Genomic DNA, 13,194 nt, shown 5'->3' on the forward strand with positions numbered 1-13,194 from the left:
AACCCGCGCGCCCATGCTGGGCGAACACAGTGAAGAGGTGTTGATTGAGTTGGCAGGCCTGTCGAAAGCCGAAGTGGCGGCTCTGGTCGAATCGGGCGTGGCGAGATAAAGATTCTAAAAGTAGATATCAAGAGGAGATAGCAGTGAATTGGGAATCGGATGTAGAAGAGATCAAGCGGCAGACCGCGATGGCGCACCAGATGGGTGGCGAAAAGGGCATCGCATTCCAGCACAGCCGAGGAAAATTGACTGTCAGGGAGCGTATTGATCTGCTGCAGGACCCAGGTAGTTTTCACGAGATAGGTACCCTGACCGGTGAGGCGGTCTGGGATGGTGATGAGGTTATTGATCTCAAGCCATCCAATACAGTGACGGGAACCTGCCGGATCGAGGGGCGCAAGGTCGCGTTGTCGGGCGGTGACTTCACGATACGCGGCGCAACGGTTGGTACCAAAAGCCAGTTTGTCGAGCGCCTCGCCCTGGCAAATCGTATTCCCTATGTGCGTCTGCTGGACGCGACCGGCGGTAGCGTCAAGACCTTTGAAACCATCGGGCGTACCTACCTTCCGGGCAATCTCGGGACAGGCCTGGCCGCGGAACTACTCCAGAATGTTCCAGTGGTGTCTGCAGTGCTGGGATCCGTCGCAGGCGCGCCGGCAGTTCAGGCATGCATGTGTCATTTCAACATCATGGTGAAAGGCACTTCCCAGGTTTTCGTGGCGGGCCCCATGGTGGTGGAACAGGCTACTGGCCAATCCATTACCAAGGAAGATCTCGGCGATGAGCGAACGCAGGTCAAAAACGGCGTTATCATGAATCTCGCGGAGGATGAAGCGGACGCGATTCGGCAGGTACGCAGGTTCCTGTCTTTTCTGCCGCCTAATGTATGGGAAGCGCCGCCAAGATGTGAGCCTGAAGATGACCCGGAGCGTAGGGAGGAATCGCTTCTCAGCATTATTCCGAAACACCGGCGCAGAGTCTACGAGCCGCGCAAGGTTCTAGAGGCAGTACTCGATCGCGACAGCTTCTTCGAAATCATGCCCTATTACGGCAAGGCTCGTATCACTGGGCTGGCGCGGGTCAACGGTGTGCCGGTTGCGGTCATGGCGAACCATCCCAAGTTCAACGGCGGTTCTATGGATATCGCTGCCGGGGAGAAAACTATCCGGCTCGTGGAGTTGGCGGATACGTTTCATCTGCCGCTGGTCTATTTCGCTGACGAACCCGGGTTCTCTGTTGGCCCCGCGCAGGAGAAGGCGGGTATCTTGAGGGCGGGGGCCAGGGTTATGGCAGTTATGGCCCGGAGCAGGACGCCTTTCATCTCTATCGTGACGCGTCAGCTGTACGGTGTGGCCGGTGGACTGCATTGGCGAGGCTCTGGAATGTACCGGCGGTATGCGTGGCCCTCTACACACGGAGGGTCCATGCATATCGAAGGTGGCACATCGATTGCCTACAAGAAGGAAATCGAGAGTGCCACTGATCCTGAGGCAATGCGCGCAGAGATCGAGGCGAAACTGCAATCCATCGCCTCGCCCTTCAGGAATGCTCACGCCTTTGGTATCGAGGATCTTATCGATCCACGTGATACCCGGCCCCTTTTGGTGGATTTTGTCGAAGACGCGTGGAAGGTGATCCAGACGCAGCTGGGGCCATCCGGTGGCGCCCGTTCCTACACACCTTAGCGGAAAGCGCGATACTCAGGCTGCCTTACCGACCTGCAAACTGCTCAGGACCAATTATGCAAAGAGCGATAGATTCACTGGTCAATTCGAACTTCCTTGCCGCCGCTAAATCCGGCGCTCTTGGCCACTTGTTCAAAGGGATCCAGGATCGACCGAAGATTGAAACGGCGGATGATCTCCTGAAGAAACTGGATGAGGCTGCGATTGGTGCCGCCGTTGTTTCCATTATGGACCCATCCCATGCTGAGTGGGTTGGCAGGGCGCACTCGCAGTATCCGAAGAAGATACTGCCAGCCATGATCGTGAATCCGTTGGACGGGATGGATGAAATTCGCAGAATTGTTCACTACCACGAGGAATTTGGCGTTAGATGCTTGCGTATACCGCCGTTCCGTTACCTGTTGCCGCCAACGGACCGTATCTATTGGCCTTTTTATGTAAAAGCTATAGAACTCGATATCGCCGTATCGATGAACGTCGGCATGCCGGGTCCACGCCAGCCTGGATGGGTGCAGAATCCGATCTACCTCGACGAAGTTGCGTTTCACTTTCCCGAATTACGTTTGATTATGAGCCATTGCGGCCAGCCATGGGTAGATGAGGCGATCTCCACGATTGCGCACTGGGATAACATTTATATGTCTTGCACTTCGGTTGCCCCGAAGTACTGGCCTCCGCAGCTTGTGCAATTCATCAATACCCGGGGCCGCGAGAGAATGATGTTCGGGACCGAGTATCCGACCGTTCCGTGGGGGCGCGCTCGCGACGAAATAGAGTCGCTTTGTTTGAGAGAGGAAGCGCAACCATTATTCTTCGCGGAAAATGCGCGGCGAGCGTATAAATGGGATGCTGATATAGGGTAGATTCTGCATATCAGGCGCTGTCATCTTACGTTCACCAATTTGTTCGACTACCCTGCGAGGGGCAGGGTGTTGGAGCATATCAACTCAGGCCCAGCACCCGCTGCATGATCTCGCGACGTGATTTGATGGGATCTTCAATCACCTTACTGACATTATCCAGTACCATAGTCTGTCGTGACGCGCCGGAGTAATTCGGCCAGTCCGGCAGTTTTCCGGTATCGGGATTACCACTGCGAGCAAAGGCAATCCAGCTGTCGCTGATTTTATCGGCCATGCTCCGCTCTTTTTCGGTGCCGGTGGTAAACCCGTACGTTGTCTTCTGAGGATGGGTATTATCGAAAACAAATGGAATATCGAGGGCATGAGGTGTCATCAGGCGGCCGCCACGGGTTTTCGTATCCCAAGTCAGATAATAGGAGCGCACCAGTCCGGCATTCAAGGCAGCGCGACGCTCGGCAATTACCATACATGGCACCACATAGCTGTGATCGCTAGCAATCAGGAAATATAGCTCACTGGGCGAAGCATCGGGCTCCGCGGTACGATACACATCAATAACTTCCCGGGTGAGGTCACCGGTGACCGACTGCAATCGTTCCTCTACCTGTCTTTCATTCATATTAAAGGCCGCGTCATCATTGCGCATCCAAAAAGTCAGCTCGGTGCGGTTGGCACCCACAATTACTGGAACATCGGGATTTGCGGTCGAAGCACTCGGGTGAAATGGAGAGTCTGGTAATGCATCACCATCAACAATCGGTGCAAATTCTCCACGCAGGGAGAGACGCTGATATGCACCGATAACTCGCTCAACAGGGGCACGTTGTACTCCTCCCATGTCACCTGGTCTAAGCCCCAATTCATCAAACAAGGATTTCGCCTGCTGCGTGCCCGCTTCCGCGGAAGCTAGCCTGATTGTCGGTCCGCTCTGAATCACTGCACGATGGAACAGGCCTTTAGCGGCGGGCATAGCCAGCAAAGTGCCGACTTTGCGGCCGCCGCCGGATTCGCCAAAGATCATAACGTTGTCCGGATCACCACCAAACTGCTCGATATTGCGCTGCACCCACTCCAGAGCTGCTACCAGATCCAGCATGCCCGCTGTACCTGCGTGGGCGAACGATTCACCACCCAACTCGGCCATGTGCGTAAAGCCCAATATATTCAGGCGGTGGTTGACCGTAACAACCACAACATCACCACGGTTACACAGATTGGTGCCATCATAGCTGGGACTGGAACCGCTCAAGCTGGTAAAACGCCCTCCATGACACCAGAACATTACTGGCCGTTTCCTGTTGCCGTTTGGTTCTGGTGTCCAGACATTGATGGCCAGACAATCCTCGCTTTGTCCCTCACCAAGTTTGCCGTCAGGCCTAAGAGACTGCGGCGCGCTGGGGCCATAATCTTTTACTGTTCGTACTCCAGTCCAGGGTGCTGCGGGTTGCGGGGGGCGGAAGCGATTTTCACCCGCCGTGGAGGCGCCGTAGGGAATCCCCTTGAAAACGCTGACACCTTCATTGCAATAGCCGCGTATTCTGCCCGTATCCACTTCCATAATGCCGGACGGTGAACTTTGGGCGGCTACATGGGTAGGTAGCCATAGCCCGTTGGCACCAAGCATGGCCACGGTACCGAGCTGCATGGACTGGCGTAGAAACTGTCTGCGGCTTTGCTGGGAAAAAGATTTATTCATTATTATTGCCCTGATTCCAACGAAGCCATTGGCGCTTTGTAATTAATGGTGCTGCCAAACGTCAGGAACGAGCCACGCGGTTGCGTTTCTTTGCTAGTGTGGCTTCAACATCGACGTGTGCACGGTGTGAAGCAATATCTGCCGCAAGCTTGCCATAAAGGCAAGCCCATGGGTTCGGATTTCATGATCCGACACGCAAGCTCACCGGTCCGAAGTACTCCATCCACCTCATCGAACAGAAAATTGCGTGCTCGCACGATATTTGTATTCAACTTGTAATAGAGCTCATACGTGCATAGTTAATCATATTCAGTCTCTTGTTGCTTTATATTTGCGTTGTTTTTGCGCTTATTTTGCGTTATTTTGCGTTACTGTTGCGGCATCGCTGAGACTTAAGCTGGAAATTCGATAATAAGAGATAGGAATTGCCCGTGAATGAGGAGAAAAATTCGAAGGAGCATGTACCGAACGCTCCGACTCAGGCAACACAAGGGATACCACCATCGAATGGGGGCAATGTAGGTCCGTCAGATTGGCTTCTACTATGATGCTGATGCTGATGCTGATGTTCATGGCCACGGTCGGTGGGACGCCAGGCGCTTCTTTTCCAAGAATGCACGGGGATCCTATAAGTGGGAGGCTGAAGTCGGTTAATCGACAACTCTCGCTGCATTGAGACGGCGTAACTGCCTCCTAAATCCAAACCTGAATCCGGAGATATAAAATGAATATGAAACTGGTATGGGGAGTGCTTGTTGCGACTGCAATAACATGGACTCTCGGCTTCTCCCCGGTCGGACACTCACAACCTGTACTGGCCGACATCGAAAAAGATGATGCAGCACTGGAAGAATGGGCTTACTCATTGGGGCTGCAGGCCTACGCTTTTGGGTTGCCGTTGACTGTATATAAACGAGAGTATGTTATACGTACCGATCGCGAAAAAGTCGACGCGCTTCGTGATACATGTTGCTACGCCATGATCAATGAGGTTGGTCACAAGTTTACACTCAGCTCTGCCAACGATGGGACACAGTACAGCCCGAATTTTGACACGGTATACAGCGCCGCTCTCGTGGACTCAACCGATGAGCCAATCATCCTCTCAGTGCCTGACATTCCTGGCCGGTACTGGGGGGTGGAAGTCGCCAATCCCTACACGGAAAATCTATTTTACCTGGGATCCCGGGCCACAGATGGCAAGGGCGGTCACCATGCCTTCATAGCACCCGGTTGGGAGGGAACATTACCTGACGGGGTCGTTCCACACAGGCTGGAGTATTCATCCGCAATGTTTATTCTGCGTATTGGCGTAGCACCTGGTGACGATGATGATATTGTCGCTGTCAACGCGCTGCAGCGTCAGGTAAAGCTCACCTCGCTGTCGAACTTTCGGGCTGGCAAGTTGGGTGAAGCATCAATGCCGGCTTCTGCCAGAGAAATGGGCAGGGCGAGTGGAGCATTTGCGGTCTTTTATGCCGTGGCTGACTTGATGGGGCGTTATCCGCCTGACGCCAGTCACCAGAGTCTTGTTAGCCAGTTTGCTGTTATCGGCCTGGTTCCGGGCCAGCCGTTTGATCCTGCTGCGCTGAAGCCACCGATCCGGCGTGGTCTGCTGCGAGCGCTGGAGACCGGGCCGGGAGTAATGAGCTGGAAGTACCAGAACCGCGGCAGAGTGTACCAGGGAGTTTGGGACCACCTTCCGGAGGGCAGATGGGGCTACGACTACTTGGGGCGCGCCGCCGGAGCGACGGCTGGCTTGTTCCTCAACGATCGCGAAGAAGCCCTGTATATCAGTACCTTCAAGAGCTCTGATGGCGAGTACTTCGACGGCAGCAAGTCGTATCAGTTGCATTTTGCGGCCGATGAGCTTCCGCCCATGCTGGAGCACGGCTTTTGGTCGTTCACAATGTATGGCCCCGACTTCAGGATGGTTAAAAACAGTATCAACCGTTTCGCCATAAGCGACCGCGATGAGGGCGTTGAATACAACGAAGACGGCTCTTTGGACATATATATACAGCACACGCCTCCTGAAGGGCATGAATCAAACTGGCTGCCGGCGCCGGCCGAGGGATTGTTCCGCATCATTTACAGGATTTATCTGCCTGAGGAGGCAGTCCATAACCCAGAGACATTGGGGAATTATATTCCTTATATCGGGGTATCCGACTGAGTGATGCGTTCGCTCTGCCACACTGAAAATTGAACCCCTTCAAAAAGCAAAGGATGCCATGCACACAGCTTTTTTAGATCTTACCTTCTCGATGGTAGTGGGATGACAAAGAACAAATGGCTTATTGCAATGCTGGTACTATTTTTCGTGGTGGGGCTGGCATTGCTGTGGCCCGGACAATCCTACCTGCCCACGTCCCAGCCGCCATGGATCGTAGAGCGGCTGGCAGGACAACCAATAATTGCGGAAGTGGCGGAGGAGCACGGGTATTACAATGTTTGCTGTCCCTCAATTATCGAGGTGCCGGATTGGGTCCAGAATCGGCTGGGCCGCTATTATCTCTATTTTTCCCATCACAAGGGCAGCTACATCAGGATGGCCTACAGTAATAGCCCACTGGGCCCCTGGTCGCTGTATGAGGAGGGCGTGCTTTCCCTTGGCGACAGTGGTTTGCCGGTTTCACTGGACGAGGTGATTACCGGGGAGAGCCGGGTATTATACACGCTGCGTACTCTCCCGCTGCCACTTGCCCGCGATATCCTGGTTTCAACCTGGTGGTCGAAAAGGGTCAGCGCCGCGGAACGCAAGAAGCGGGGGATGAGTGCGGCAGGCACCAAGACACCGCATATCGCCAGCCCCGAAGTGGTGGCCGACGACGTATCCAGACAACTGGTACTTTTTTATCACGGCCTCGACCATTACGGCAGGCAAAGTAGCCGAATTGCGACATCCTCAAGCGGGCTCGAATTTACTGGGTTGGAACGGGAGGTGGCTGGTGCCTACTTGCGCCATTTTCAGCACCACGGCATCCACTACCTGTTAGGCATGGCCGGTGCGCTATACCGATCTGATTCACTGACGGGGCCCTATGAACTGCGAAACAGTCTGCTGTTTGAACCCAACATGCGACATCCAGGCCTGTGGCTTGAAGACGACATGCTGTATGTCTTCTGGTCGCGGTTAGGTGATGCGCCAGAGCGACTTCTCCTGTCCGAAATTGACCTGTCCCAGTCCGACTGGAACCGTTGGCGGGCTACCGAAGCGGTGGAGATGCTGCGGCCCGAGGACGAGTGGGAGGGCGCGCAGCTTCCCGTACATAAGTCAATACGTGGTGAGCTCGATATTCCCTCACAGGAACTCAGGGATCCGTTTCTGTTTCGTGATAGCGACGGAGCTTTTTACCTGTACTACGTCGGGGGCGGCGAGAGAGGTATCGGAGCGGCGAGGCTTTTGCAAAAGTAGCAGATTCAAGGCGATTGCACAGTTCTTCCGCGGACCACGCCAGGTTGGATATTTCTGGCTGACCCAGCGAGCGTCCGGGAATATCTATTCTCTCTGGTAGTTATAGAGGTCCACCATTTGAGGCGAAAGGAAAGTAAGCCATGCATATAAATTTTTTTAGTCTCACCGTGAAAACAGCATTGATTATTGTGGCCAGTCGAGACATCGGTACAGACCCGCAAGCGATTCGTTATCGGCGACAGAAAGCGATGTGGCACGCCGGCCCCAGGCCGGTTTATCGATCAGGATTTGCGTCGCCGAGCGTGCAACGGGCGATAGCGAGCTTACCTGAAAATACAGGAGGCCAGGCCCGTGAATTCGACTAAGCATGACTACTCACCCGCATACAAGCGGTTCGTACTGGTGATGCTCACTATCGTTTACGCATTCAATTTCGTCGACCGCCAGATACTCGTGATCCTGCAGGAGCCGATCAAGGCCGACATGGGGCTGAGCGATGCGCAGCTGGGTCTGCTCAGTGGTTTCAGCTTCGCCCTGATCTATGTTACTGCAGGTATTCCGATCGCCTGGTGGGCGGATCGCGGCAATCGGCGCAATATCGTATCGCTCGCGCTCGCGGTGTGGAGCGGCATGACGGCGTTGTCCGGGTTCGCCCAAAACTACGGGCAGCTGCTAACCGCCCGCATTGGCGTCGGCCTGGGCGAGGCCGGTGGTAGCCCGCCGGCGCATTCGATGATCAGCGACTATTTTCCTCCGGAGCAACGCGGGCGAGCGCTGTCTTTCTATTCGACCGGCATTTACGTCGGCATACTACTGGGCTTCATGTTTGGCGGAATGATCGCCGATGCATTTGGCTGGCGTATTGCATTTTTGGTTGTTGGTATCCCCGGTGTCCTGTTCGCGATCGTACTGCGCCTGACGGTCAGAGAACCGAATCGAGGACGCTGGGACAGCGCTCTGGAGACGGCGCAGCGTCCCACACTTGCGGAGACCATGGTGGTGCTGCGCGAGCGTCCGTCGTTCTGGTATATTGCCCTGGGTTGCTCGTTGATGGCATTCGTCAGCTACGGTGTCGGTAATTTCTTTCCGTCGTTTCTGATCCGGATCCATAGTCTGAGCATTGGTCAGGTCGGCATTGTCTTGGCTCTGGTATCCGGAATTTCCGGGGCGGTAGGGACCTACCTGGGTGGATATCTGGGTGATCGCTTCGGCGCGCATGATCCTCGCTGGTACCTTTGGATACCCATGATTGGTGCCGCGGTCGCGTTCTTCCCGTATCTCTATGTATTGCTCGGCGACAGCACCGGTTCCATACTGGTGGTGCTGGTGTTCACCAATCTCCTGATGACCCTCTACCTGGGTCCTTCAATTGCAATGTCTCACGCGCTGGTGCCACCGTCGATGCGGGCGTTAACATCGGCGATCCTGTTTTTTGTACTGAATATTATCGGCCTTGGCCTGGGACCATTCCTGACCGGTCTGATGAGCGACCTGCTCGCTCCGCGATTTGGAGTGCTAAGCCTGCGCTATGCGATGGTGATCAGTACGATGACTGCCCTGATCGCCATCGCACTTTTCTACGCCGCCGCCAAACGTCTGCCGGAGGACCTGGCGAAGCGCAGCAGGGAGCAGGCTGCAGCTGCTGTGGCCTAGCTGACAGAGGGCACGTGAAATTCGAATCTGTCGAAACGTCGGTTAGCGGTTTCCTTGGTGTAATGGTCAGTCATGACCGGAGCCATTCGCAACAATATAATGATTTAGTAAAAACGTTTGCGCTTATCGGATTGATTTTTTCGAGGAGGCTGTCTCTTCTTGGTGGGTCGATGGCGAAACTGCCCGAGATATAAGGCATTACAGCCTTCGAACACCTTGTGGCATGGTAGGTCCACAAGTTGGCGATTGCTAAAGTAGTCCCATGCCAGACACTGAAGGGAACAATTGCGCAAACGATTGCTTGAAATTGCGGTTTTTTTGCAATACGATCAGTCACAAGTCGTTTTTGCCAAGCCTGTTGGCGGCATCAAGTGGCTGGCGCGTAGCTTTCATAAACATAAACATAAGCATGAATTCGGTTCGGGAGAATATAATATGAAAAGAAAATACCTTCTTTTATCGGCAAGTATTATCGCAATCGGTTACCCGTTCGCCGCCCCGGCGCTAACTCAAGAAGCAGCGCAGGAGCCGGGTCGCAGCGACCGCCAAACACGGACGCTCGAGGTCATCACCGTCACGGCGCAAAGGCGTCAGGAAGACATACAGGACGTACCCATTTCGGTCACCGCTATTACGGGCGAACTGATTTTGGAATCCGGTGTAAACGATATGACGGACCTCTCGTTCCTCGTGCCAAACTTTCAGATCAACCCAGGCGGACAGGTAGTCGCTCCAAGGGTCGGCATTCGAGGTGTCAACTCGGTGAGTAACCAGGGTATCGAGCCTAGCGTCGGCATCTTCGTCGACGGTGCTTATGTGCCGCGTCCGGGTGCCATCATGAACAACCTCTTCGACGTACAGCAGGTTGAAGTCCTGCGCGGACCGCAGGGAACGCTTTTTGGCCGAAACACGCCTATCGGCGCCATCAACATTCTCACTAACCGACCTGAAGACGTCTTTGGTGGTTCGCTCACTGCAGAGCTTGCGAACTTTGGCAGCGGTGGTGTGGAAGGTCACTTGACCGGGCCACTCGCCGAAAACCTGTCAGGGCGGGTCGGCTTCAGCTATCGCAAGCAGGGCGCTTATCTTGAAAACACCTTCGACAATGAAGACGAGCTCGAGCGCGAGGACTTTGGCATAAGAGGCAGGCTGCTTTGGGACATTACCGACACCATCGAAGCCGATCTTGTCATGGACCATCAAAGGCTTGAACACTCCGGCGCTTCCCAGGAGTTTTTAACGGGAACAGTCCCACAAGTTTTCAAAGACCGTGTCCTTGCGCTATACGGTGAGGAGATTGATGACAGCGATACTTTCGATCGCAAGATCAATCATAGCCACAGCGACGCGGGTACTGTTGATCAGACCGGCGTGACCCTCACCTTCAACGTTGGTTTGGGCGAACACACGCTGACGTCAATTTCGGCTTATAGGGAGTTTGAGGAGGAAACCGGGGTCGAGGAAATCATGCGCATGCCGATCGATTTCTTGCCTCGCGAAGGAGAGTTATCGTTTGAAAACATGTCCCAGGAGTTCAGAATTGCCTCCCCGACGGGTCAGACATTTGAATACATCGCGGGACTGTTCCTCTACGATGAAGAGTTTGGGAACATTACGAGCTTCAATCTGGGTGACGATTACTGCAATATCTTCCTGGGCAGTATCGGACAAGAAGAAAATGTGGCGCGTTGCAACGCCAATCCACTGCAAGCACAAGTGGAAAATTTCTCACAGGAACTTACCAGTACTGCCGTCTTTGGTCAGGCAACCTATAACGCTACCGAGGCACTCTCTTTCACTGGCGGTCTGCGATGGACGCGCGATGAGAAGGAGGGCGTCTATGAGCGCGTCATAAACAACATCGCGATCCAGCGTGTAGCTTCGCCGCCAGAGCCCATCCAGGCTCTTGAAACGAGCGGCGAGGCCGTAGACTGGCTCGCCAGTGCGCGCTATTTCATCAATGACGACATGATGCTCTTCGCGACGGCGTCGACAGGCTTCAAGTCGGGCGGCTTCAATTCCAACGCTAATTCACAAGACCGTGTCTTTGATGAGGAAACCTCTGAAACCTACGAGGTAGGTGTAAAAAGTACTCTCTTCAATGGTCTGGTCACGGCCAATGGCACACTGTTCCGCACGGATGTAAATGATTTTCAGGAGCGGTCATTCGATGGAATGTCGTTTGAGGTCCGCAATGCAGGCGCCGTTCGGCTGCAGGGTGTTGAAGTTGACGTTCGCGCCAGTCCGATCGAGCAGCTCGATATCATCCTCGGTGTGAGCTATCTGGACTCTGAATTCACCGATTTCCGCGGCGCGCCCGGACTGATCGCCGGACCGGTGCAGGATCTCACGGGCGAGCGGCGCACGGAATCTCCCGAGTGGACGTCGTCATTGGCTGTCACCTGGACCGACGATATACCGGGAACTCAGCTGGAATGGTTCGTGCGTGGTGAGCATCAGTTCGTCGATGAACAGCTTTTCCAGGTCAACAATGATCCTCGATCCAGGCAGGGAGCCTACAATATTACCAACTTTCGCGTTGGCCTGAATAATCCCAACTCGAACTGGAAGGTCACAGCCTTCGTCCGCAATGCCTTCGATGAAGGCTATTGCACGCGCATTCAGAACCAGGTCCTTGCGGGTCTCTTCGGTGGTGTAGACAGGGCTGAAAATACAACAGTTATGCGCTGTATCGTTGGCCGGCCCCGCACCTATGGAATAGAGGCCGGCTTAACGTTTTAATCAAGCCACAGAGTGTGGGGCAGCAGCGGACCGGACCGAACTCAGGGACCGGTTCACTGCCGCCAGGACGTGCCGAAGCGTTTAAATTTAGAATTTAAAGCGATGGAGGAACGTTAAATTGCCGCTCTTGTGGTGGCGGTTGTTGGAATTGTGGCTTGCTACGGCACGAGAGCTTACCAATCTTCGGATGCTGGTGCGGACGATCAATGGGCGGCCTGCCGCCTCCCGAATACCGGGGGAGCCAGTAGCCTCATGCGTTTTTCAGGATATAAACGATGCATAAGTTGTTCGATGTGACTGGCAAAGTGGCGGTTGTAACAGGCGGATCGCGGGGCATTGGTGCGATGATTGCCGAAGGCTTTGTCATCAACGGGGTGCGCACCTACATTACGGCGCGCAAGCCCGATGAGCTTGAGGCGACAGCCGCTCGCTTGTCGACACTCGGAGAGTGTATTCCAATTGTGTCAGATCTATCTACGGTGCCGGGCATCCAGCAATTTGCTGCAGCGGTGCGAGAGCGAGAGACTGCCCTGCATATTCTGGTGAACAATGCGGGGGCCACATGGGGTGCACCTATCGACGAGTTTCCGGAAAGCGGGTGGGACAAGGTTATGTGCCTGAACGTCAAGTCGGTTTTTTTCCTGACCCAGCAACTGCTACCTGCACTGCGCGCCGCCCGCACTGATGCGGATCCTGCACGGATCATCAATATCGGCTCAGTGAATGGGATTACTAATTCACATAGCGAGAATTATGGCTATAGCGCGAGTAAGGCGGCCGTGCACCAGCTCACCCGCCAACTTGGCGCCGATCTTGCGAGAGAGGGCGTGAACGTTAACGCCATTGCCCCGGGACTGATCCCGAGCAAGATGACTGCGCACATGTTGGCGCACGAAGCAGAATTGGTAAAGGCAATTCCGGTCGGTCGTATGGGTTCAGCGGAGGACGTCGCGGGTACCGCAATCTATTTGAGCTCACGGGCTTCTGCATGGGTCACTGGCCACGTGCTTGTGCTGGATGGTGGCTTGGTTGCGGAATCCTGATAAGTCGGTCAGGTCAGCCGACTCAGGCCAGGTCGTTAACGGGAGTGCGTCGGCACTATCCGCCGTGTAGTGCAATAAGTGGAACGTGTCTTTT

Annotated in this window: 8 protein-coding genes; 7 read left to right on the forward strand and 1 reads right to left on the reverse strand. The window is 54.6% G+C overall.

Annotated elements, in window-relative coordinates; all coding sequences use genetic code 11:
• The first annotated feature begins 143 nt into the window (after positions 1–143).
• Both CWI75_RS05310 and CWI75_RS05315 read left to right on the forward strand, forming a co-directional pair.
• Complete coding sequence (locus CWI75_RS05310) at positions 144–1,685, forward strand: acyl-CoA carboxylase subunit beta (protein ID WP_101520469.1); 1,542 nt, start codon at positions 144–146, stop codon at positions 1,683–1,685.
• Positions 1,686–1,741: 56 nt separating this feature from the next.
• Entirely contained in the window at positions 1,742–2,548 is an 807-nt protein-coding gene (locus CWI75_RS05315; protein WP_101520470.1) for an amidohydrolase family protein, read from the forward strand.
• A 79-nt stretch (positions 2,549–2,627) separates the two neighbouring features.
• Here the strand turns inward: CWI75_RS05315 and CWI75_RS05320 are convergent, their stop codons facing one another.
• A complete protein-coding gene (locus CWI75_RS05320) occupies positions 2,628–4,244 on the reverse strand; it encodes a carboxylesterase/lipase family protein (protein ID WP_101520471.1) in 1,617 nt (538 codons plus the stop codon).
• Between the two features lie 724 nt (positions 4,245–4,968).
• Here CWI75_RS05320 and CWI75_RS05325 point away from each other — a divergent pair.
• The 5 genes from CWI75_RS05325 (at position 4,969) to CWI75_RS05345 (ending at position 13,100) form a co-directional block, all read left to right on the forward strand.
• On the forward strand, positions 4,969–6,420 hold the full coding sequence (locus CWI75_RS05325; protein ID WP_101520472.1) for a DUF1254 domain-containing protein: 1,452 nt from the start codon (positions 4,969–4,971) through the stop codon (positions 6,418–6,420).
• A 102-nt stretch (positions 6,421–6,522) separates the two neighbouring features.
• Positions 6,523–7,662, forward strand: a complete 1,140-nt coding sequence (locus tag CWI75_RS05330; protein WP_101520473.1) for a hypothetical protein — start codon at positions 6,523–6,525, stop codon at positions 7,660–7,662.
• 351 nt (positions 7,663–8,013) lie between these two features.
• Positions 8,014–9,315, forward strand: coding sequence for a spinster family MFS transporter (locus CWI75_RS05335; protein ID WP_241521087.1), 1,302 nt, complete (start codon positions 8,014–8,016; stop codon positions 9,313–9,315).
• Between the two features lie 285 nt (positions 9,316–9,600).
• Positions 9,601–12,057 carry a TonB-dependent receptor gene (locus CWI75_RS05340; protein WP_101520474.1) on the forward strand — a complete coding sequence of 819 codons (2,457 nt, stop codon included), beginning with the start codon at positions 9,601–9,603 and terminating at the stop codon, positions 12,055–12,057.
• Positions 12,058–12,332: 275 nt separating this feature from the next.
• A complete protein-coding gene (locus CWI75_RS05345; protein WP_101520475.1) occupies positions 12,333–13,100 on the forward strand; it encodes an SDR family NAD(P)-dependent oxidoreductase in 768 nt (255 codons plus the stop codon).
• Positions 13,101–13,194: the final 94 nt, after the last annotated feature.

Source organism: Kineobactrum sediminis (genome assembly GCF_002868715.1).
In the GTDB taxonomy this organism is placed as follows: domain Bacteria; phylum Pseudomonadota; class Gammaproteobacteria; order Pseudomonadales; family Halieaceae; genus Kineobactrum; species Kineobactrum sediminis.

Excerpts from the sequence above, each read along its gene's own strand:
- CWI75_RS05330 (WP_101520473.1), top strand. The coding sequence starts at position 6,523 with ATGACAAAGAACAAATGGCTTATTGCAATGCTGGTACTATTTTTCGTG.
- CWI75_RS05320 (WP_101520471.1), bottom strand. The coding sequence starts at position 4,244 with ATGAATAAATCTTTTTCCCAGCAAAGCCGCAGACAGTTTCTACGCCAG.
- CWI75_RS05345 (WP_101520475.1), top strand. The coding sequence starts at position 12,333 with ATGCATAAGTTGTTCGATGTGACTGGCAAAGTGGCGGTTGTAACAGGC.
- CWI75_RS05325 (WP_101520472.1), top strand. The coding sequence starts at position 4,969 with ATGAATATGAAACTGGTATGGGGAGTGCTTGTTGCGACTGCAATAACA.
- CWI75_RS05315 (WP_101520470.1), top strand. The coding sequence starts at position 1,742 with ATGCAAAGAGCGATAGATTCACTGGTCAATTCGAACTTCCTTGCCGCC.